The following is a 20,768-nucleotide window of genomic DNA, read 5'->3' as shown; positions in this document are numbered from 1 at the left end:
GGCGACCGCCGCCCCGGTGGTCCCGGGGACCAGCGCGCCCGGGGAGCCCGCCCGCAGGCGGGGGCCGGCGGCGCCCGGAGGGTGTTCGAGCCCGTCCGGAGGCGGGGGCCGAGGGCACCGGGGAGCGTTTGGGGATGCCGCGCAGAGGAAGGGCCTACCATCGACGGCCCGAAGGACGGGTCGCGGGAACGGGGGAGACGATGGCGGAACGGCTGGTGGTGATCGGCGGTGACGCCGCCGGGCTGAGCGCGGCATCGCAGGCCCGTGCCCGGCGTGGCCCGGACGACCTGCGGATCGTCGCGTTCGAGAAGGGCGCGCACGCCTCGTACTCCGCCTGCGGGATCCCCTACCTCGTCGGTGGAGAGGTGACCGACGCCGAGTCGCTGGTGGCCCGGCGGCCGGAGGTCTTCCGGGACGAGCTGGCCGTCGACCTGCGGCTGCACAGCGAGGTCGTCGAGATCGACCTCGACCGGCGCGCGGTCACGGTACGCGACCACCCGGGCGGGGAACGGTACCGGGAGCCGTTCGACCAGCTCGTCGTCGCCACCGGCGCCGTGCCCGTCCGCCCCGATCTCCCCGGCGTCGCGGCCGAGGGCGTGCACGGCGTGCAGACGCTCGACGACGGCATCGCGATCCTCCGGACCCTGCGGGAGCGGCGGCCGGGCACCGCCGTGGTGGTCGGCGCCGGCTACATCGGCCTGGAGATGGCCGAGGCGCTGGTCAGACGCGGGCTGAAGGTGTCGGTCGTCGACGCGGCCGAGCAGCCGATGGGCACGCTCGACCCGGACATGGGCGCCCTCGTCGCCGACGCCCTGCGCGACCTGGGCATCGAGCTGCACCTCGGCGAGCGCCTCGGGGGCTTCGAGGAGTCGCACGGGCACGTCGCCGCCGCCCGCACGGAGAACCTGACGCTCCCCGCGGACCTGGTCGTCCTCGGCCTGGGCACCAGGCCGAACAGCGCGCTGGCCGAGGCGGCCGGCATCCCGCTCGGTGAGACGTCCGGGATACGGACCGACCGCCGGATGCGGACGCCCGTCGAGGGCGTGTGGGCCGCCGGAGACTGCGTCGAGACCTTCCACCTGGTCTCGCGGCGGCCGGTCGCGATCGCGCTGGGCACCCACGCCAACAAGCAGGGCCGTGCCGCCGGCATCAACATCGGCGGCGGGTACGCCGCCTTCCCCGGCGTGGTCGGCACCGCGGTCTCCAAGATCTGCGAGTACGAGGTGGCGCGCACCGGCCTGACGGCCGCGGAGGCGGCCGAGGCCGGGTTCGAGACGGTCGAGGAGGTCGTGGAGTCGACCACGCGCGCCGGCTACTTCCCCGGCGCCCGCCGGATGAAGACCAAGATGATCGCCGAGCGCGGGACCGGCCGGCTGCTGGGTGCCCAGATCGTCGGCCAGGAGGGCGCGGCCAAGCGCATCGACGTCCTGGCGGTGGCCGTCTGGCACGGGATGACCGTGGAGGAGATCTCGGGGCTTGACCTGTCGTACGCTCCCCCGTACGCCCCGGTGTGGGACCCGGTGCTGATCACCGCCCGCAAGACCGCCGAGCGCGTCGGCCGGACGGCCAGCGGCGGGGGGCGGAGGAGCTGACCGCCGAAGGCCGTCGCGCCCCGTCCGGGCCCGCCGCGCGACGGCGGAGGCGAGGACCGGCCGGGCGGGAAAATCCACGACGACGGTTGGGTCGGACGAGAACGGGCAAGGTCGAGGAGATTCCAACAATCCCGACAAGGAGAAACAATGCTCACATTGACGGACACTGCCGCGCAGGTCATCAGAGACCTCAGCGCGCAGGTGACGGACTCCCCCGAGACCGGCGTCCGCATCTCCTCCCAGGGAGGCGAGGCCGGATCTCTCGTGCTCTCGATCGTGGAACACCCCGAGGCGGCCGACCAGGTGGTCGAATCGGAAGGGGCACGGATCTTCCTCGACCCGGGGGTCGTGGACATCCTCGACGACAAGTCCCTGGACGCCGACGTCGACGAGGGGGGCGGCGTCGCGTTCCTGGTGACCGAACAACTCCGCTGAGCGTGCCGGGACGTCCCGGCACGCGAGGCCCCGGCCCCGCATCGGGCGGGAAGCCGGGGCCGTCGGTGCCCGGGGAACGCCGGGTCAGGCGCGGGCGCTGCCCACGGCCAGCGGGTCACCGGGCGCCTCGGCCCTGGCCCGCTCCATCTCCTCGCCGAGCTCCTGGAGCCTCTTCCGCCCCAGGGCCTCCCGCACCTGCGGGAACCACTCGTCCTCCTCTTCCTTGACGTGGTGACGCACGTTCTCCATCAGGACGTTGACCTTGGCGTCGAACCGCTCGTCCTCGGGGTCGAGGTCCTTCAGCTCGGAGAGCATCCAGACCATCACGTGGTGCTCCTCGACGCTCTCCAGCACGTGCCCGGAGGTCTCGGGCACGCTCTCCCGGGCGGCCGGGTAGAAGATCCGCTCCTCGATGTGGGCGTGCGTGGTCAGCTCCTCGATGATCCGGTCGGCGAGCTCCCGCTTCTTCTTGTACGCCCGCTCCCCCGCCTTCTCGAACTCCTTGAACAGCTTCTCGACCGTCTTGTGGTCGTTCTTCAGCAGCACGATCGCGTCCATGTTCCCCTCCTGGATCGTCACGGAGTGAGCAGGACCTTGACGGCCCCGTCACGCTTCTTCTGGAAGATCTCGTAGCCGTACGGGGCCCGCTCCAGCGGGAGGCGGTGGGTGGCCAGGTCCATGACCCCGAGCGGGTCGGAGTCGTCGGTCACCAACGGCATCAACGCGTCGATCCAGCGCTTGACGTGCGCCTGGCCCATCCGCAGGGTGACGCCCTTGTCGAACAGCCGGAGCATCGGCATCGGGTCGGCCATGCCGCCGTAGACGCCGCTGACCGAGATCGTGCCGCCTCGCCGCACGGTCTCGACGGCCTGGTTGAACGCGGCCAGCCGGTCGACGCCCGCGCGGGTCATCAGCGGCGCGGCGATCGCGTCGGGCAGCATGCCGGTGACGGTGTGGGCGAGCTTGCCGACCGGGGAGCCGTGCGCCTCCATGCCGACCGCGTCGATGACGGAGTCGGTGCCGCGCCCGCCGGTCAGCTCGCGGATCGCCTCGGGCACGTCACCGGTCACGGAGGCGTCGATCACCTCGATGCCGTGCCTGCGCGCCATGGCGAGCCGTTCCTGGACCCCGTCGACCGCGATGACCCGGTAGCCGAGGTGCCTGGCGATCCGGGAGGACATCTGCCCGATCGGCCCGAGGCCGAAGACCGTGACGCTGCCGCCGTCGGGGATGTCGGCGTAGGCCACCGCCTGCCAGGAGGTGGGCAGCACGTCCGACAGGTAGACGAACCGCTCGTCCGGCGGCCCCTCGGGGACCTTGATCGGGCCGAACTGCGCCTGCGGGACCCGCAGGTACTCGGCCTGCCCGCCGGGGACCTCGCCGTACAGCTTGGTGTAGCCGAACAGGGCCGCGCCCATGCCGTGGTCGCGGACCTGGGTGGTCTCGCACTGCGCGAACAGCCGCATGCCGCACATGTGGCAGTGCCCGCAGGAGATGTTGAAGGGGATGACCACCCTGTCGCCGGGCCTGATGTGGGTGACCTCGGGGCCGACCTCCTCCACGACGCCCACCGGCTCGTGGCCCAGGACGTCGCCCTCGCCCATGAACGGCCCCAGGACCTCGTACAGGTGGAGATCGGAGCCGCAGATCGCGGTGGTGGTGATCCTGACGATCGCGTCGTTGGGCTCCTTGAGCTCCGGGTCGGGCACCTCCTCGACCCGCACGTCGCGCTTGCCGTGCCAGGTGACAGCCTTCATCGTCCTCTCCTGCTCTGGATGACGGGGAAACGTGGGGGCGTTCAGCGGAGCCGGGGCAGGACCTCCTTGGCGTAGAAGTCGAAGAAGGCGTCCTGCTCCGGGCCGATCTGGGTGACGTAGACCTCGTCGAAGCCCGCGCCGACGTACTCCTTGATCGCGTTGGCGTGGACCTCGGGGTCGGGGCCGCAGGGCGTCCCCCGGGTGGCCTGCTCCTCGGTCACCGCCTCGGCGAGCTCCTCGAAGTGGCGGGGCAACGGCAGCAGCTGCGACGCCTCGCCCTGGATGCCCTGGTTGGGCCAGAGCCGGTGCACGATCCTGCGGGCCGCGGCCTCGTCGGCGGCGTAGCAGACCTTCAACCCGCCCTGCGCGGGCTTGCCGGCGCCGCCGGCCTCGTGGAACCTCTCCACCAGCTCGGCGTTCGGGCCGGTGCAGATGTAACCGTCGGCGATCCGCCCGGCCAGCCGCACCGCCTTCTCCCCGAAGGCGGACATGTAGACCGGCGGCGGCTCGTCGGGAAGGGTGTACAGCCGGGCGGTGTCGAGGCGGTAGTGGGTGCCGCGGTGGGTCACCAGCTTGCCGGTCCACAGCTCACGCATGAGCCCGACCGCCTCCTCCAGCATCTCCAGCCGCTCGGACGCGGGAGGCCAGCGCGAGTCGAGGATGTGCTCGTTGAGCGCCTCCCCGGTGCCCACGCCGAGCCGGAACCGGCCGCCGGACAGCACCGCGCTGGTGGCGGCGGCCTGGGCGATGATCGCCGGGTGGGTGCGGACCAGCGGGCAGGTGACCGCGGTGGTGACGGGCAGCGAGGTCGCCTCCGTGATCGCGCCGATCACCGACCACACGAACGAGCTCTGCCCCTGGACGTCGAGCCAGGGATGGAAGTGGTCGGATATCCACAGCGCCTCGAAACCCGCCCGCTCGGCGAGCCTGGCCTGCCGGACCAGCTCCCTCGGGTCGTGTTCCTCGCTGGACAGGAAGTATCCGAACACGGTCATTTTCCCTCCCGACTGGCGCGAGCTGCAGGGCCGTCCCCATACCCGCACCACGAAGGTCAAACGGGCGGCTCCCCGCGCGCCGGCGTCGGCGATCTCCCGCACCGCGCCCGCCCGCCACCGGCACCGGTGTCTCAGCGGGGCCAGGTCCGGTCGCGGATCTCCACCGGGTCCTCCCCGAACTCGCGGGTGTGCGCCCGCGCGTGCAACCGGGCGTCGGCCATGCGCTGGCGCAGATGCGCGGCCCGCCCGGCCAGGTGCGGCACCCGGTCGATCACGTCCATCACCAGGTGGAACCGGTCGATGTCGTTCAGCATCGCCATGTCGAACGGCGTGGTCGTGGTGCCCTCCTCCTTGTACCCGCGCACATGCAGGTTGGCGTGACCGTGCCGGCGGTAGGTCAGCCGGTGGATCAGCCACGGGTACCCGTGGAAGTTGAAGATGATCGGCTTGTCGGTGGTGAACACCGTGTCGAACTCCGCGTCCGGCATGCCGTGCGGATGCTCGGACGACGGTTGCAACCGCATCAGGTCCACCACGTTGACCACCCGCACCCGCAGCTCGGGCAGGTGCTCCCGCAGCAGCGCGGCCGCCGCCAGCGTCTCCAGCGTCGGTACGTCGCCCGCGCACGCCAGCACCACGTCCGGCTCGGCCCCGGCGTCGGTGCACGCCCACTCGACGAGGCCCAGTCCCCGGGCGCAGTGCGCGACCGCCTCGTCCATCGGGAACAGGTCGAGCACCGGCTGCTTGCCCGCCACGATCACGTTCACGTAGTCCCGGGAGCGCAGGCAGTGATCGGCCGTCGACAGCAGCGTGTTGGCGTCCGGCGGCAGGTACACCCGCACCACCGACGCCTTCTTGTTCATCACCACGTCCAGGAACCCCGGATCCTGGTGGGAGAACCCGTTGTGGTCCTGACGCCACACGTGCGAGGAGAGCAGGTAGTTCAACGACGCCACCGGCGCCCGCCACCCGATCTTCTGCGACGCCTCCAGCCACTTGGCGTGCTGGTTGAACATCGCGTCCACGATGTGGATGAACGCCTCGTAGCAGTTGAACAGCCCGTGCCGGCCCGTCAGCAGGTAACCCTCCAGCCAGCCCTGGCACAGGTGCTCGCTGAGCACCTCCATCACCCGCCCGCCCGGCCCCAGGTGCTCGTCGGTGGGCAGCGTCTGCGCGCTCCACGCCCGGTCGGTGGCCTCGAACACCGCCGACAGCCGGTTGGAGGCCGTCTCGTCCGGGCCCAGCAACCGGAACGTGTCGGGATTGGCGGTGATGACGTCGCGCAGGAAACCGCCCAGCACCCTCGTGGGCTCGCTGGACCGGGCGGCCGGGGCCTCGACCTTCACCGCGTAGTCGCGGAAGTCCGGCAGCACCAGCGGGCGCAGCAGCTGCCCGCCGTTGGCGTGCGGGCTGGCGCTCATCCGCCGCGTCCCCGCCGGCACCGTGTCCAGCACCGCGGCCACCGGCCGGCCGGCGGCGTCGAACAGCTCCTCGGGCCGGTACGAGCGCAGCCACCCCTCCAGCATCGCCAGGTGCTCCGGATTCTCACGCACTGTCGACAGGGGCACCTGGTGGGCGCGCCAGGTGCCCTCCACCGGCACCCCGTCCACCCTCGCCGGTCCGGTCCACCCCTTCGGGGTGCGCAGAACGATCATCGGCAGCCGGTCGGCGTCCCCGGCCTTGTACGCGGCGATCTCCTCGAAGACGGTGTCGAGGGTCCGCGCCATCAGCGGGTGCATGAGCGCCGGGTCGTCCCCTGCCACCACGTGCGGGCGATACCCGTACCCCTGCATCAGCGCGACCAGTTCCGCCTCGGGGATGCGTGCCAGCACCGTGGGGTTTGCGATCTTGTACCCGTTCAGGTGCAGGATCGGCAGCACCACCCCGTCGCGGGCCACGTCCAGGAACTTGTTGGAATGCCAGCTGGCCGCCAGCGGCCCGGTCTCGGCCTCCCCGTCCCCCACCACGCACGCCACCACCAGGTGCGGGTTGTCGAAGGCCGCTCCGAACGCGTGCGCCAGCGAATACCCCAGCTCCCCGCCCTCGTGGATGGACCCGGGCACCTCGGGGGCCACGTGACTGGGGATCCCGCCGGGAAAGGAGAACTGCCTGAACAACCGCCGCATCCCGGCCGCGTCCTGCGACACCTGCGGGTAGCGCCGGCTGTAGGTGCCTTCCAGCCACGCGTGCGCCACCGCGGCCGGCCCGCCGTGCCCCGGACCGGCAATGTAGATCATGTCCTGGTCCCGCTCGGTGATGATCCGGTTCAGGTGCGCGAAACAGAACGTCAGCCCCGGCGTGGTCCCCCAGTGCCCCAGCAGGCGCGGTTTGATGTGCTCGGGGCGCAGCGGCTCCTCCAGCAGCGGATTGTCCAGCAGGTAGATCTGTCCCACCGACAGGTAGTTCGCCGCCCGCCAGTACGCGTCGATCCTCTGAAATTCGTCCATGTATCCAAGAGTTCCTCGGCCGGAGGTTCCAAACCTCGGCTCTTCCGGAACCTGAATTCCCCCTGGCGATCCAGGCAGATCAGCGGGAGATGCCCCGGCCGGACGAGGACCTCCCGTCCGGTCAGACCCTTGCGTCAGGCCCTTGCGCCAGGCCCAGGGGTGCCGCTCCGGAGCCCACACGGGTCACGGCCGGGGCGGCCGACTACCGGATCGGGGTGGAATGTACAAAGATCTCCCGGGTGACCCGGTGAGCCACGACGGCACACCGTTACCTGGAGAGGAAAGCCTGAGTGAAGATCGCCATCGTCGGAGGAGGCCTGGGCGGGCTGACCGCCGCGCTGCTGCTGAGGCAGGCCGGCGTCGACGCCGTCGTCTACGAGCAGACCGCCGAGCTGCGCGAAGTCGGGGCGGGCATCGTGGTGGGCCCCAACATGGCCCGGCCGCTCGCGCAGGCCGGGCTCGGCGAGGAGCTGGCCTCCTTCGCCGTACCGCTGGACGCCGCCTGGGAGTTCCGGCGCTGGGAGGACGGCCGGGTGCTGTTCTCCCAGCCGATGGGTGAGGAGTGCCGGCGGCTGTACGGCATCGACTGCTACGTCGCCCACCGGGCCGACCTGCTCGACATGCTGCGGCGGGCGCTGCCCGCCGAGGTGGTCCGTACCGACCGGCGGCTGGAGACGCTGCGGCAGGACGGCGAGCAGGTCGAGCTGGTCTTCACCGACAGCCGGGGAGAGAAGACGACGGTGGTCGCGGACGCGGTGATCGGCGCGGACGGCATCCACTCGGCCGTGCGGCCCACGGTCGTCGAGGAGGAGGCGCCGCGCTTCTCCGGGCTGTGCGCCTACCGGTGCCTGGTCGACGCCGAGCATGCGCCCGAGTTGGCGCTGCGCCGGGTGCAGACGCTCTGGCTGGGCCCCGGCCGCCACTTCGTGCACTACCCCATCCGGGACAGGAAGCTGGTCAACATCGTCGCGATCGTGCCCGCCGGCGACTGGCGGATCGAGTCGTGGACGGCCGAGGGGCGGATCGAGGACCTGGCACGCGAGTTCGAGACCTGGGATCCGCGGCTCCGGCAGCTCATCGCCTCGGCCACCGACACCAAGCGCTGGGCCCTGTACGACCGCAGCCCGCTGTCGCGCTGGACCGGCGGACGGGTGACCCTGCTGGGTGACGCCGCGCACTCGATGCTGCCGTTCTTCGGCCAGGGCGCCGCCCAGGCGGTCGAGGACGCGGTGGTCCTGGCCGGCTGCCTGCGCGAGGCCACACGCGACACGGTGGCCGGGGCGCTGCTGCGCTACGAGGAGATCCGCCGGCCCCGGGCCGCCCAGGTGCAGCTGATGAGCCGCGGCCGGGAGGTGCAGAACCACCTGCCCGACGGGCCCGAGCAGCAGGAGCGGGACGCGGCCCTCACCGGCGGTGACCCGCTCCGGCAGAACGCCTGGCTCTACGGCTACGACGCCGAGGCCGCCCTGTCCGGCTGAGCGGGGCGGGCCCCGGAACCGACGCCTTTACAATGTAGATCAAAAATTTCTGCCCGGGTTCGCGGCGAACCCGGGCAGGCGGATCGACCGACCTCACGAGCCCGGGAAGCGACACGCGGTGACCGCGAGGGCGAGGAGGCGGCGGCCGCCCGCCCGCCGGGATACCCGCGTCGCGGACGCCTCCCCGCCCCGGCGGCGCGGAGGCCCGCCGCCGCGGGCATCCCGGCGCCGCCGGAGGCGGCGCCCGCCCCCGAGCCGCCCGGACGGCTCACCCGCTCCCGGTCTGGTCTTCCCACCCGCCGCGTTCCGGCCGGCGGGCCAGGAACAGCGCGAGGGGGATCGCGGCGGACGCGACCAGGACGACCGCGGGAAGAACCGGTCCCGACCCGAAGGTCGCGAGCATGGAGACGGCGATGCGACGTTCCGGGTCCGCGAGCCGGCAGAGCGGCGCGTCGGGGAAGTCGGGGCAGAAGGAGAGCCCGAGCAAACTCGCCGCCCAGGTCCAGAACATCGCGAACAACCATCCGCCCACGGCGCACGCCGCCGGCACGGCCAGCGCCAGGAACCGCGGGACCCGCCTGGCCTGCGGGTCTCCCCGCCGCCAGGCCGCGCCGAGCGCGGCGAGCCAGCCGCACAGCAGCAGCGCGCCACCCGCGAGGACCGCCAGAAGCAGCGGGTTCGGCGGGATCCCGGTCAGACCGCGCCCCGAGACCCTGGTGAACACCGCCAGGTGGCTGCCGACCGGCAGGCCCACGGTCAGGGCCGCCGCCGCGGCGGGCCACGCCCGGCCGGGTGCGTCCGCGTGCCAGGCGTGCCCCCATAGGGAGAAGGCGAAGAAGAGCGTCAGCGCCGTCCCGATGACGGCCCCGCACAGGATCGCGGTGCTCACGCCGGACCCCGGGGCGGCGATCCGGAGCAGCAGGTCCTGCAGGGTGGCCAGCAGCACCCCGGCGACGGTCGCGCCGAGGAGCAGCCGCCCGGGCGAGGACGCCAGCAGCCGGCTCGGCGCCAGCGCCACGGCCAGCCGGTCGCTCCCCAGCGGATGGTGACGGAGCCAGACGCGCAGGCCGGGCCCGGCCGCCCCGGCCGCCCCGGCCCGCATCGTGGCGAGCAGCCCCTCCGGGTCGGCCGTCCCGGCGCGCAGGTCGGCGTGGTGCTCGCGGACCCGCAGGTACGCCCGCGCGATCAGCTCGCCGAGCAGGGCGAGCAGGACCACCCGCACCACGCTGAACAGGTAGTCGCCCGCCGGGATGTCGTCGCCGGACAGGGTGAGCGTCAGCGCGAAGACCGCGAAGGCTCCGGCGTAGAGGTTCGACCACCGGAGAAGCGTCGTCAGCAGCTGCGGGCGCAGGTCCCCGGACTGCAGGTGCGCGAGCTCGTGCCGCACCACCGTCTCGAACACCCGGCGCTGCTGCCCGCCCTTGTCGTGGAGGGCGAGCAGCTCCGGCCCGAGCAGCAGGTGCGGCCCGCCGAGCGGGCCGGTGACGCAGGCCCCCGAGCGCAGCCGGCGGCCCACCAGGACGGTGGGCCGCCGCCCGAGCCCGGCCTGCCCGACGAGCCGCTCGACGGTCTCCGCCGCCCCCTGGAACGCCGTGTCGCGCAGCGGGACGGCGCGGCGCCGCCGGAGCCAGGCGCTCAGCGCGTACATCCCCATCCCGGGCGTCAGCACCTGCAGCAGGTGGGTGACCGTGCCGGAGAACATCGCCCCGGCGTCCTTGGGGCAGGCGGGGTACGTCGCCGAGGAGCAGTCGAGCGGGGCGTTCAGCTCGGCGAGCCACAGGGCGAAGAAGAGATCGCTCAGCAGGACGCCGGCGGCCAGCAGGATGAGCAGCAGGGAAGGGTCGGAGGGGAAGGCGCGGACGTCGAGGGTGGGTCGCGGGCCGCTCACGACCGCGGGGGTTGGCGCTCGGCGGCCAGCAGGGTGAGCTCGCCGACCACGGCGTCGGCCAGCAGGGCGGCCTCGGCCTGCGACAGCCCCAGAACCTCGGCCTTGGCCAGCACCGACGTGCGGATCTCGGCGAGCCTGGCCGGGTCGAAGCCCTCGGCGGGCGCCTCGACGGCCGGGGGACGCCGCCTCAGCCGTTCCAGGACGGAGCGGGTCAGCCTTCCGCCGGCCTCCGAGGCGGCCCCCTCCGCGACGGCCGTGACGAACCAGCCGCAGACGAGGACGATCGCCGGGGTGAGCGCGCCGGAGATCTCCTCCAGGCCGATGCCGAGCGGGCCGTCGCCGCCCCGCCCGCGGCGGCCCGGCCGGGTGCCGGTTGATCCGTTCAGGTAGGGCCGGGCCAGGAGGTCGAAGGCCGCCGACTCGTCGGGGGCGAGCCGGTCGACGACGCGGCGGGCGAGCTCCTCGTGGGTGACGACGATGGTGCGCTCTCTCATGGGATACCTCTCGGCAGAGGCGGAGCGGACGATCCGGCGAGCGGCTCCGATCCTACTGACACCGCGCCCGCGGCACGCGGTTTCCGGCCATCGTCTCCGTACGGGACGTCCGCGTGCGGCGCCGCGACCAGCGCGGTGGCCGCGAGCACGCAGCCGCCGCCGGCCAGGAGCGGCCATCCGGCGGCCTCGCCGTACAGCAGGACCGCGAAGGCGGTGGCCCAGACCGGTTCGGCCGACATGACGACCGCCGCGGTGGTCGCGGGGAGGCGGGCCTGGGCCCAGGTCTGGGCGAGGGGCGCCGCCGCCCCGGCGAGGGCGGCCAGGTAGGCGACCACCGCCCAGTCGGCGCCGGTGGCCGGCAGGGTGATCCCGCCGGGCAGGGCCGCGACCGCCGACACGACGCCCATGGCGCCGACCTGCAGGACGGTCAGCCCGTAGGCCTCACCGGGGCGGCTGACCCGGCCGAGCGCGACGACGTGCACGGCGTAGAGCGCGGCGCCGGCCACGGTGAGCGCCAGCCCGGCGGCGGGGATCGGGCCGCCCTCACCGCCGGCCGTCAGGGCGAAGGCGGCCAGGCCCGCCACGGCCAGCGCCACCGCGCCGCGGGTCCGGGCGGCGACGGGCGTGCGGAACCAGAGCAGGCCGAGCAGCGGCGTCATGACCACGTAGGAGCCCGTGACGAACCCCGAGACGGCGGAGGGCAGCTCCGCCAGCCCGTGGCTCTGCGCGGTCAGCCCCGCTCCGTACACCAGGCCGAGCAGCGCGCCCGCGCGCCGCGTGCGGGCGTCGAGACCGCGCAGGGCGCGGGGGCGCAGCGCCAGCATCAGCGCCGCCGAGAGCAGGCAGCGCAGGGCGAGCACGTCGAGCACGGGAACCCGGGCGAACAGGTCCTTGGCCAGCGGGAAGGTCGACCCCCAGACGGCGGTCACGACGAGCAGCGCGGCGACTCCGGCGAGATGCGCGTGCCTCGGCGCGCCCCTCGGCGACGCGACCACCATCGACGGCCCCCCGTGCCTTCCTGAGCGACCGCTCAGATCTGCGTGCCGTGAGCACGGTAACAAAGGCCCGCGCCCGGCACGTCCCGGTGGCCTCTTCCGGCCACGGCCACCCCGCCGCGCGTGGGCGCCCGGCACCCGGCGGCGCTCCCGGGAGCCCGGACCGCGGTCCCGAGAGGGGTCTACCTGTTCCTCGGCCGGTTTCCCCACCTGGGCTTGCGGAACAGGTCCCGGCGCTCCAGCAGGTAGACGAGCTTGGCGGCGGCGGTCCTGACCGCCTCCTCGTGCCGGTGGCGCTTGGTGGCCACGGTCCCGCTCCAGCGTTCGAGCAGGAGCGCGAGCTCCTCGGCGATCTCACCGATCACCCGGTAGCGGGTGCTGAAGGCGTAGAGGTCGCCGTGCACCTCGTCCACCAGTTCCTCGTCGACCCGGCGGGTCAGCGGCCTGGTCCGGCGCAGGAGGTCGGACTCCATGGCCGGGGTGACCGGGGCACGGCGGGTGTCGCCCTCGGGCACCATGATGAGCGCCCGGATCCGCGTGACGGCGAGGGCGCGTTCCGCCTGCGGGGTGGAGGGATGCTCGGCGAGGTCGAGAAGGCGGCGCAGCGTCTCCTGCGTCTTGTCGTCGAACATTGGGAAGCCGCCCGCCCTCACGTGCCGTCGTACCTGCCGCGCAGGCGCGGTCACATGTTACCGAGACCCGGCGCGTGACGCCGAGGCGGAGCCGGGCCCGCGAACCGGCGCGGAGGGCCGGAGATGGTAGACGAGGCGGAGCGGCATTTCACCCGTTTCTTCAAATCCGGCATTCGACGCTTATCCATCCGGGTTTTTGGGCGATTAGCACTACTTTTCGTTTTTTCTGCGAATACAGTCCAGCGGTATCGGACGGCGCCCCCCTTCGCGGAAGGGCGGAGGAGAGTGGACGGAGTGGCTCACGGCCATGGATCCGATCGGTGACGATCTGCTCAGCACCATCAGGACCGAGCTCGGGTACCGGGAGGGCCCCGGCCAGCGCAGCAAGTTCGGCGAGTGGTACGCGGCCACCAAGGTGCGGGACCCGCAGTACGAGACGGCCCCCTGGTGCGACATGTTCCTCGCGTGGGCGGCGGAGAAGGCGGGCGCCGAGGAGTACGTCGGCCAGTTCGCCTGGACCCCGTCGCACGCCCGCTGGTTCGAGACGCACGACGCCTGGTCGCGCACGCCCGAGCCCGGCGCCCTGGTCTTCTTCGACTGGTCGGGCGGGAAGGACATCGGGGGCATCGACCACGTCGGCGTCGTGGAGCGGGTGGAGGATGGAACGATCCACACCATCGAGGGGAACGTGGACCGGGTCTGGCTCAAGCGCAAGAAGCGGGACGAGAGCAAGGTCGTCGGCTACGGGCTGCCGCGCAAGGTGAAGGAGAAGCTCGCGGGCGCCGCGACCGGCGAGGACCACACCTCTCCGGTGGCGGCGCGGATCGAACTCCGCCCGGCGCCCGCGCCCGGTTCCGTCGCCCCGGCCGGTCATCCCGGGACGCTTCCCGTCTCCCCGGAGGCCGCCGTGGTCGCGGGCCTGCTGGTCCTCGTCCTCGGCACGTCGTTCGCCCTGGGACGGCTCCGCTCCCGCGTCCCGGCGGGACGGCACCGCAGAGGGCCCGAGCGGCGGCAGGAGCCCGGCGGGCCGCCCGTGGAGCGGGCACGGCCCGTACGGTACGGGCGGGCCGTCACGGCGGGCCCGGCCGGGGCCGGGCCCCGGGCGGACCGGCCGGACTGGGCCCGCGAGCCGTACCGGACGGACCGCCCGGCACGGCCGCGCGTGGAGACGGCTCCCCCGGCGGGCGAGCGGGCCCCGGCGGCGGGGGCGTACGGCTCGCGCGACGGGCGGCGGGACGGGGATCTCCGCCAAGCCGCGTAACGGTGCGGGGTCGGCCCGCTCCCCCGGACTCGGCCCGCCCCGGAGCGCGGCCTGCTCCCCGGAGCGCGGCGGCGGTCGAGCAGGCACTCCGGGCCGCGCCGACAACCCAGCAGAATGCCACCAGATATGGACAAAAGCCATATATCACCTATAGGCCTCCCATCCCGGCAAGTTGACTTGATTATTTAGGTTAGGCAAAGCTAAGTTTCTCGGGAGGGCTCTGCGGAGCGGATTCCGAGCGAAGGCGGCGCGATGGCAGTGAGCAGCGAGCAGACCGTGGAGCGGCCGGCGGAGGCCGTCCCATTCCGCAGCTTCCAGGTGCGGGTCCTGCGGACGCTGCGGCTCAGCCCGAGCTTCGTGCGGATCACCTTCGGCGGCGAGGACCTCGCGGACTTCGCCGACAACGGCTTCGACCAGCGGATCAAGGTGATCCTCCCGCTGCCCGGGGGCGGCTTCACCCCGCTGGGGGACGACGCCGACTGGTACCAGCGGTGGCGGGCCCTCCCCCAGGAGCTGCGCAACCCGATCCGCACCTACACCGTGCGCGCCGTACGGCCGGGGGCGCGCGAGCTCGACGTCGACTTCGTCCTGCACGGCGAGACCAGTCCCGCCTCCCGGTGGGCGACCTACGCCGCGCCGGGCGACCCGGTCGTGGTGATCGGTCCCAACGCGGCCTTCCCCGGCCCGGCGGGCGGTCAGGAGTGGGCGCCGCCGGCCGGCGCCGAGCACCTCCTGCTGGCCGGGGACGAGACGGCGGTCCCCGCCATCACCGCCATCGCCGAGTCCCTCTCCGGCGCCGTCCGGGCGACCGTGCTGCTGGAGGTCCCCGGGGCCGCCGACGCGCTCCCCCTCGACGTCCGGCCGGGCGTGGAGGTCACCTGGCTGCCCCGCGCCGGGGCCCGCCACGGCGACCTGCTCATCCCGGCGGTCCGCGCCGCCCTCGGCAGGATCGCCTCCTCCGCCGTGCCGGGCGCCGAGGCCGCCCCCCTGGAGGACGTCGACGTGGACGCGGAGATCCTGTGGGAGGTGCCGCAGTCCTCCGGCGGTGCCGGGCTGTACGCCTGGCTGGCCGGCGAGGCCGGCGTGGTCAAGCTGCTCCGCCGCCACCTGGTGCAGGAGGCCGGGGTTCCCCGCTCCTCGGTGGCGTTCATGGGCTACTGGCGTCTGGGACGCTCCGAAGCCGCCTGAGCTCGCCGAGGCCGCCCGAGCGCGCCGCCCCGCCCCGCGAGGTGTGCCACGATTGCCGGTGGGGCGACGGCGGGACGAGCAAGCCGGCGAGAGCCCGGCGCGCTCCCGCCGCCGTGACCGGCGGACCCCGGCGGCACCGCCCCCGCGCCGGCGGGGACGGGAGCGAGTACCGGCCCGGGAGCCGGGAGACCCGGAGGGAGGGGGCGGGCCCGGCATGCCGCACGACCCATCAGCAGGTACGGCACGCGTCGCGGCGGACGACACCCACCTGGAGCCACTGACGCTCGCCCTGGCCGAGCGGGGCTGGCGGACCGTCACCCGGGGCCCCGCCGACCTGGCCGTGGCGGCGACCGGCGACGGATTCGAAGCGTTCTTCGACGGCGAGGGCCACTGGTTCGCCTCGCTCCCCGAGCTCGCCGCCTGGGCCGGAGACGCGGCCCGGACGCGCCCGCCGGGGCTGCGCCCGGCGGAGTCCCGCGTGGTCGCCGGGGCCCTGGCCGCCACGTCGGCCGTCAACCCGTACTTCGCCGTCTCGACCGGTCCCGGGGAGACGGGCGGACCGGCCCGCGCCGCGGAGCCGGGAGGGTCCTCCGGCGGACGGGCGGAGGACCCGGGCGCGGCGGGGCCCGGGGAGCCGGGATGGCGCCCGCTGACGGCGCTCCACGCCGACGTGGCGGGCCTGGGCTCGATGGTCTCCGGCGTCGCGCGGCGGCTGGGCACCGGCGAGCGGAGGATCGCCGCATCCCTCCTCTTCCAGGGGCTCGCGGCGCGGTTCTGGTCGCCGGTCGTCGGCGCGGTCGCCCTCCGCGGGGTGCTCCCCGACCTCGTCCCGGCGCGTGTCCGGTGGCGTCCGGTCCCGGCCGGGCCGCTCCCGCTGCTGGCCGCCGACCCGGCCGGCTGGGAGGTCGCCGACCCCGGGCGGGTCGCCGGGCTGCTCTACCGCAACGTGGTCGACGAGCTGCTCGACCCGCTGGCGCAGGCCGTACGGGAGACCACGGGGATCGCCGCGGGCCTGCTGTGGGGGAACGCGGCGTCGGCGCTGGCCGGCACGCTCCGGACGATCGTCACCGAGCGGCCGGACGCGGCCCCGCGGGCCCTCCGGCTCACCCGCGAGCTGCTGGGGCTGGGTGTCCTCCGCGGGACCGGCGAGCTGGCCGAACCCGTCCCGGGGCAGCCTTTCTTCGTACGGCGCAGCTGCTGCCTCCACTACCGTCTGCCCGGCGGCGGCACGTGCGGCGACTGCTCGCTGCTGGCCCCGGAGATCCGGCGTGAGCAGTGGGCGCGGGCGCTGCGTCAGGCCCGGTGACCGGCGGGCACGCCCTCCCCCACACCAATGGGCTATTTGGGGATATTTGGGTGTTTAGTGATTTAGCTCAGTTCTAGCCTGAAAGAGTTATCCGGTGCGGCCGTCCTGCCCTGTCCCGGAAACCGGCAGCCAGGCACCTCACGTCAGGAGGAGAGCCATGAGCAAGTTCATGGACGTCCACCGCGGCATGGTGGGCATCACCGACCAGCAGCTGCGCGAGGCGCACGCCGCCGACACCGCGATACAGGATGAGGAGGGCGTGACGTTCGAGCACGCGTGGGCCGACCCCGACGACGGCGTCGTCTACTGCCTCTCGGAGGCTCCCAACGCGGACGCCGTACAGCGTATCCACCAGCGGGCCGGCCATCCGGCCGACGAGATCCACCCGGTGCCGCTGACCGTCTGACCGGCGCGGCGGGCGGGCGGAAGCCGCCCGCCGCCGGAACCCGGCGGATGCCGGCCCAGGCCGGCCGGGCGGGTCCGGGCCGGCCGGGCGGCAGGCGTCAGGCGCCGTCCTCCAGGTCGCCCTCCGACTTCAGGTAGACCTCCTGCAGGCCCCGCAGGATGTCGGGGTCGGGATGCTCCCACATGCCCCGGTTGGCCGCCTCCAGCAGCCGTTCGGCGATGCCGTGCAGGGCCCAGGGGTTCGAGCGGGCCATGAACTCCTGGTTCTCCGGGTCCAGCACGTAGGTCGCGGCCAGCTTGTCGTACATCCAGTCGGCGACCACGCCGGTGGTGGCGTCGTAGCCGAACAGGTAGTCGACGGTCGCGGCCAGCTCGAACGCGCCCTTGTAGCCGTGCCGGCGCATGGCGGCCAGCCAGCGGGGGTTGACCACCCGGGCGCGGAAGATCCGGGACGTCTCCTCGGAGAGCGTCCGGGTGCGGACCGCGTCCGGCCTGGTGCTGTCGCCGATGTAGGCGGCCGGGGCCTTCCCGGTGAGCGCCCGGACCGTGGCGATCATGCCGCCGTGGTACTGGAAGTAGTCGTCGGAGTCGGCGATGTCGTGCTCGCGGGTGTCGACGTTCTTGGCCGCCACCGCGATCCGCCGGTAGGCGGCCTCCATGTCCTGGCGGGCCGGGACCCCGTCGACCCCCCGGCCGTAGGCGAAGCCGCCCCAGACCGCGTACACCTCGGCGAGGTCGGCGTCGTCGCGCCAGTTGCGGCTGTCGATCAACGGCAGCAGCCCGGCCCCGTAGGCGCCCGGGCGCGAGCCGAAGATCCGCATGGTGGCCCGGCGCCCGTCGCCGTGGACCGCGCGGTCGGCGAGCACGTGGGCGCGGACGTAGTTGGCCTCCTCGGGCTCCTCCAGCTCGGCCACCAGTCGCACGGCGTCGTCCAGCAACGCCACGACGTGCGGGAACGCGTCGCGGAAGAAACCGCTGATCCGGACGGTCACGTCCACGCGCGGGCGGCCGAGCTCCGCCGCCGGGATCGGCGCGAGGCCGGTGACGCGCCGCGAGGCCTCGTCCCACACCGGCCGCACGCCGAGCAGCGCCAGCACCTCGGCCACGTCGTCCCCGGCGGTGCGCATGGCGCTGGTCCCCCACACCGACAGCCCGACCGAGCGCGGCCAGTCGCCGGTGTCGGCCCGGTAGCGCTCCAGCAGGGAGTCGGCCATCGCCTGGCCCGTCTCCCAGGCCAGCCTGCTCGGCACGGCCTTGGGATCGACCGAGTAGAAGTTGCGGCCGGTGGGGAGCACGTTGATCAGCCCGCGCAGCGGGGAGCCGCTCGGCCCGGCCGGGACGTACCCGCCGTCGAGGGCGTGCAGGATCGCGTCGATCTCGTCGGTGGTACGCGCCAGCCGGGGCACGACCTCGGTGGCGGCGAACCGCAGGATCCGCTCCACCCGCTCCGCGCGTTCCGGGCCGGCGGCGTCCGGGAGGGCCGCGGCGGGCTCGGCGGCGGAGGCCGTGACGCCCGGGGACCCCGCGGCGGGGGTCAGGACGGCGGCGGTCACCTCGGGGACGGCGGCGGCGTCCCAGCCCCGGGCCTCCATGCCCTCGACCAGGGCCCGGGCCAGCGCCTCGGCCTCGTCGACGCCGATCCGGCCGGCGGTGCCGTCCTCGGCCAGGCCCAGGGCCTCACGCAGGCCGGGCAGCGCCTGGCTGCCGGCCCAGACCTGCCGGGCGCGCAGCATCGCCAGCACGAGGTCGACCCGCGTGGCGCCCTCGGGGGCGGCCCCGAGCACGTGCAGGCCGTCACGGATCTGGACGTCCTTGACCTCGCACAGCCAGCCGTCGACGTGCAGCAGGAAGTCGTCGAACTCGGCGTCGTGCGGGCGGTCCTCGACGCCGAGGTCGTGGTCGAGCCGGGCGGCCTGGACGAGCGTCCAGATCTGGGCGCGGATCGCGGGCAGCTTGGCCGGGTCCATCACGGCGATCGAGGCGTGCTCGTCGAGCAGCTGCTCCAGCCGGGCCATGTCGCCGTAGGTGTCGGCGCGGGCCATCGGCGGGACGAGGTGGTCCACCAGGGTGGCGTGGGCGCGGCGCTTGGCCTGCGTGCCCTCGCCGGGGTCGTTGACCAGGAACGGGTAGATCAGCGGCAGGTCGCCCAGGGCCGCGTCGGGCCCGCAGGAGGCCGACAGGCCCGCGGACTTCCCGGGCAGCCACTCCAGGTTGCCGTGCTTGCCCACGTGGACCACGGCGTGGGCGCCGAAGCCGTCGGCCAGCCAGCGGTAGGCCGCCAGGTAGTGGTGGCTGGGCGGCAGGTCGGGGTCGTGGTAGATCGCGATGGGGTTCTCGCCGAAGCCGCGGGGCGGCTGCACCATGACCACGACGTTGCCGGCGCGCAGCGCGGCCAGCACGATCTCGCCCTCCGGGTCACGCGAGCGGTCCACGAACAGCTCGCCGGGCGGCGGGCCCCAGTGCTCCTCGATCCCGGCGCGCAGATCCTCCGGGAGCGTGGCGTACCACTCGGCGTAGCGGCCCGCCGCGATACGCACCGGGTTGGCGGCGAGCTGCTCCTCGGTCAGCCAGTCCTGGTCCTGTCCGCCCGCGGCGATCAGGGCGTGGATCAGCGCGTCGCCGTCCCGCTCGGCCACTCCGGGCAGCTCGCCCTCGGCGCCGATGTCGTAGCCCCGCTCGCGCAGCGCGGCCAGCAGCCGGACGAGGCTCGCGGGGGTGTCCAGGCCGACGGCGTTGCCGATGCGGGCATGCTTGGTGGGGTAGGCCGACAGCATCAGCACCAGCCGCCGCTCGGCGGGCGGGACGTGCCGCAGCGCGGCGTGGCGCACGGCGATGCCCGCGACCCGCGCGGCCCGCTCGGGGTCGGCCACGTAGACGGTCAGCCCGTCCTCGTCGATCTCCTTGAAGGAGAACGGCACGGTGATGATCCGCCCGTCGAACTCGGGGATCGCGACCTGGGTGGCGGCGTCCAGCGGTGACAGGCCGTCGTCGTTCTCCTCCCAGGAGGCGCGGCTGCTCGTCAGGCAGAGCCCCTGCAGGATGGGCACGTCCAGCTCGGCGAGGGCGCCGACGTCCCAGGCCTCGTCGTCGCCGCCGGCCGAGGCGGTGGCCGGGCGGGTGCCGCCCGCGGCGAGCACGGTCACCACGAGGGCGTCGACCGTGCGCAGGGCGTCGAGCAGGCCGGGCTCGGCGGCGCGCAGGGACGCGCAGTACAGGGGCAGCGCCCGGCCGCCGGCGTCCTCGACGGCCGAGCAGAGGGCCTCGACGAAGGCGGTGTTGCCCGCCACGTGGTGGGCCCGGTAGTAGAGCACTCCGACGACCGGCCCGTCCTCACGCCGGGCCCGCCGCTCCAGCACGCCCCAGGTGGGGGTGGGCACCGGTGGGGCGAACCCGTGGCCGGTGAGCAGCAGCGTGTCCGACAGGAACCGGTGGAGTTCGGTCAGGTTGGCCGGGCCGCCGTGGGCGAGGTAGGCGTGCGCCTCGGCGCAGACGCCGCCGGGCACCGTGGACAGCTCCATCAGCTCGGCGTCCGGCGCCTGCTCACCGCCGAGGACGACGACGGGCCGGGGCCCGGCGAGCAGCGCGTCCAGGCCCTCCTCCCAGGCCCGGCGCCCGCCCAGCAGGCGGACCACGACCAGGTCGACGCCCTCCGCCAGCGACGGGAGGTCCTCGGCGGTGAGCCGGGCGGGATTGCCCAGCCGGTAGCCGGCCCCGCTCGCGCGGGCGCTCAGCAGGTCGGTGTCGGAGGTGGAGAGCAGGAGGATCACGCGCCACGCTCCGCGGAGAAGCCGCGGGACCCGGCGGTGAGGCCGGGCGATGCCACGGCGGCACCGGCGCGGGCCGGCGGTGCCACGGCGGACGTGGCATGGACCAGCGGTGCCACGGTGGCCCCGGC

Annotated in this window: 16 protein-coding genes; 7 read left to right on the top strand and 9 right to left on the bottom strand. The window is 74.0% G+C overall.

The features are described from left to right. Window positions 1-200 precede the first annotated feature (200 nt). Both ABD841_RS17635 and ABD841_RS17630 read left to right on the top strand, forming a co-directional pair. A complete protein-coding gene (locus tag ABD841_RS17635) occupies window positions 201-1,592 on the top strand; it encodes an FAD-dependent oxidoreductase (protein WP_344972728.1) in 1,392 nt (463 codons plus the stop codon). 147 nt (window positions 1,593-1,739) lie between these two features. Then, complete coding sequence (locus ABD841_RS17630) at window positions 1,740-2,027, top strand: HesB/IscA family protein (RefSeq protein WP_344972726.1); 288 nt, start codon at window positions 1,740-1,742, stop codon at window positions 2,025-2,027. 84 nt (window positions 2,028-2,111) lie between these two features. Here the strand turns inward: ABD841_RS17630 and ABD841_RS17625 are convergent, their stop codons facing one another. The 4 genes from ABD841_RS17625 to ABD841_RS17610 form a co-directional block, all read right to left on the bottom strand. Continuing rightward, complete coding sequence (locus tag ABD841_RS17625) at window positions 2,112-2,585, bottom strand: hemerythrin domain-containing protein (RefSeq protein ID WP_344972724.1); 474 nt, start codon at window positions 2,583-2,585, stop codon at window positions 2,112-2,114. 17 nt (window positions 2,586-2,602) lie between these two features. After that, window positions 2,603-3,784, bottom strand: coding sequence for a zinc-dependent alcohol dehydrogenase (locus ABD841_RS17620; protein ID WP_344972723.1), 1,182 nt, complete (start codon window positions 3,782-3,784; stop codon window positions 2,603-2,605). A 41-nt stretch (window positions 3,785-3,825) separates the two neighbouring features. Continuing rightward, window positions 3,826-4,779: an LLM class F420-dependent oxidoreductase gene (locus ABD841_RS17615; RefSeq protein WP_344972721.1), complete on the bottom strand. Its 954-nt coding sequence runs from the start codon at window positions 4,777-4,779 to the stop codon at window positions 3,826-3,828. 131 nt (window positions 4,780-4,910) lie between these two features. After that, on the bottom strand, window positions 4,911-7,226 hold the full coding sequence (locus ABD841_RS17610) for a phosphoketolase family protein (RefSeq protein WP_344972719.1): 2,316 nt from the start codon (window positions 7,224-7,226) through the stop codon (window positions 4,911-4,913). Window positions 7,227-7,516: 290 nt separating this feature from the next. Here ABD841_RS17610 and ABD841_RS17605 point away from each other — a divergent pair, with 290 nt between their 5' ends. After that, window positions 7,517-8,704 (top strand): FAD-dependent monooxygenase, encoded by a 1,188-nt coding sequence (locus tag ABD841_RS17605; RefSeq protein WP_344972717.1) that lies wholly within the window; start codon window positions 7,517-7,519, stop codon window positions 8,702-8,704. 268 nt (window positions 8,705-8,972) lie between these two features. Here the strand turns inward: ABD841_RS17605 and ABD841_RS17600 are convergent, their stop codons facing one another. The 4 genes from ABD841_RS17600 to ABD841_RS17585 all read right to left on the bottom strand — a co-directional run bounded on the left by ABD841_RS17600 (window position 8,973) and on the right by ABD841_RS17585 (window position 12,713). Then, window positions 8,973-10,592, bottom strand: a complete 1,620-nt coding sequence (locus ABD841_RS17600; protein ID WP_344972715.1) for a M48 family metalloprotease — start codon at window positions 10,590-10,592, stop codon at window positions 8,973-8,975. After that, on the bottom strand, window positions 10,589-11,086 hold the full coding sequence (locus tag ABD841_RS17595) for a hypothetical protein (protein ID WP_344972713.1): 498 nt from the start codon (window positions 11,084-11,086) through the stop codon (window positions 10,589-10,591). Before ABD841_RS17595 ends, ABD841_RS17600 begins: the two co-directional genes overlap by 4 nt. Continuing rightward, complete coding sequence (locus ABD841_RS17590) at window positions 11,083-12,084, bottom strand: DMT family transporter (protein WP_344972711.1); 1,002 nt, start codon at window positions 12,082-12,084, stop codon at window positions 11,083-11,085. The genes ABD841_RS17595 and ABD841_RS17590 overlap by 4 nt, the downstream gene beginning before the upstream one ends. Before the next feature lie 179 nt (window positions 12,085-12,263). Further along, window positions 12,264-12,713: a hypothetical protein gene (locus ABD841_RS17585; protein WP_344972709.1), complete on the bottom strand. Its 450-nt coding sequence runs from the start codon at window positions 12,711-12,713 to the stop codon at window positions 12,264-12,266. Between the two features lie 307 nt (window positions 12,714-13,020). Between ABD841_RS17585 and ABD841_RS17580 the strand changes: the two genes are divergently transcribed. The 4 genes from ABD841_RS17580 (at window position 13,021) to ABD841_RS17565 (ending at window position 16,874) form a co-directional block, all read left to right on the top strand. Continuing rightward, window positions 13,021-13,974, top strand: a complete 954-nt coding sequence (locus ABD841_RS17580; RefSeq protein WP_344972708.1) for a CHAP domain-containing protein — start codon at window positions 13,021-13,023, stop codon at window positions 13,972-13,974. A 252-nt stretch (window positions 13,975-14,226) separates the two neighbouring features. Next, the gene (locus ABD841_RS17575) at window positions 14,227-15,162 is read left to right on the top strand and encodes a siderophore-interacting protein (protein WP_344972706.1); all 936 of its coding nucleotides are present in this window, start codon (window positions 14,227-14,229) and stop codon (window positions 15,160-15,162) included. A 214-nt stretch (window positions 15,163-15,376) separates the two neighbouring features. Further along, on the top strand, window positions 15,377-16,468 hold the full coding sequence (locus tag ABD841_RS17570) for a (2Fe-2S)-binding protein (RefSeq protein ID WP_344972704.1): 1,092 nt from the start codon (window positions 15,377-15,379) through the stop codon (window positions 16,466-16,468). 157 nt (window positions 16,469-16,625) lie between these two features. Further along, the gene (locus ABD841_RS17565; protein ID WP_344972702.1) at window positions 16,626-16,874 is read left to right on the top strand and encodes an SCO4226 family nickel-binding protein; all 249 of its coding nucleotides are present in this window, start codon (window positions 16,626-16,628) and stop codon (window positions 16,872-16,874) included. Window positions 16,875-16,971: 97 nt separating this feature from the next. On the opposite strand, the gene cobN is transcribed toward ABD841_RS17565, so the two are convergent. Then, on the bottom strand, window positions 16,972-20,640 hold the full coding sequence (cobN, locus tag ABD841_RS17560; protein WP_344972700.1) for a cobaltochelatase subunit CobN: 3,669 nt from the start codon (window positions 20,638-20,640) through the stop codon (window positions 16,972-16,974). Window positions 20,641-20,768: the final 128 nt, after the last annotated feature.

Source organism: Streptosporangium fragile (genome assembly GCF_039534445.1).
GTDB lineage: Bacteria > Actinomycetota > Actinomycetes > Streptosporangiales > Streptosporangiaceae > Streptosporangium > Streptosporangium fragile.
Note: the sequence above shows the minus strand (reverse complement) of the source record. Positions and strands in the feature narration are given on the sequence as shown.

Bases quoted from the DNA above. Each gene is read 5' to 3' on its own strand.
- ABD841_RS17585 (WP_344972709.1), bottom strand. From the start codon at position 12,713: ATGTTCGACGACAAGACGCAGGAGACGCTGCGCCGCCTTCTCGACCTC.
- ABD841_RS17620 (WP_344972723.1), bottom strand. From the start codon at position 3,784: ATGAAGGCTGTCACCTGGCACGGCAAGCGCGACGTGCGGGTCGAGGAG.
- ABD841_RS17635 (WP_344972728.1), top strand. From the start codon at position 201: ATGGCGGAACGGCTGGTGGTGATCGGCGGTGACGCCGCCGGGCTGAGC.
- ABD841_RS17590 (WP_344972711.1), bottom strand. From the start codon at position 12,084: ATGGTGGTCGCGTCGCCGAGGGGCGCGCCGAGGCACGCGCATCTCGCC.
- ABD841_RS17580 (WP_344972708.1), top strand. From the start codon at position 13,021: ATGGATCCGATCGGTGACGATCTGCTCAGCACCATCAGGACCGAGCTC.
- ABD841_RS17595 (WP_344972713.1), bottom strand. From the start codon at position 11,086: ATGAGAGAGCGCACCATCGTCGTCACCCACGAGGAGCTCGCCCGCCGC.
- ABD841_RS17630 (WP_344972726.1), top strand. From the start codon at position 1,740: ATGCTCACATTGACGGACACTGCCGCGCAGGTCATCAGAGACCTCAGC.
- ABD841_RS17575 (WP_344972706.1), top strand. From the start codon at position 14,227: ATGGCAGTGAGCAGCGAGCAGACCGTGGAGCGGCCGGCGGAGGCCGTC.
- ABD841_RS17610 (WP_344972719.1), bottom strand. From the start codon at position 7,226: ATGGACGAATTTCAGAGGATCGACGCGTACTGGCGGGCGGCGAACTAC.
- ABD841_RS17615 (WP_344972721.1), bottom strand. From the start codon at position 4,779: ATGACCGTGTTCGGATACTTCCTGTCCAGCGAGGAACACGACCCGAGG.
- ABD841_RS17565 (WP_344972702.1), top strand. From the start codon at position 16,626: ATGAGCAAGTTCATGGACGTCCACCGCGGCATGGTGGGCATCACCGAC.
- ABD841_RS17570 (WP_344972704.1), top strand. From the start codon at position 15,377: ATGCCGCACGACCCATCAGCAGGTACGGCACGCGTCGCGGCGGACGAC.
- ABD841_RS17625 (WP_344972724.1), bottom strand. From the start codon at position 2,585: ATGGACGCGATCGTGCTGCTGAAGAACGACCACAAGACGGTCGAGAAG.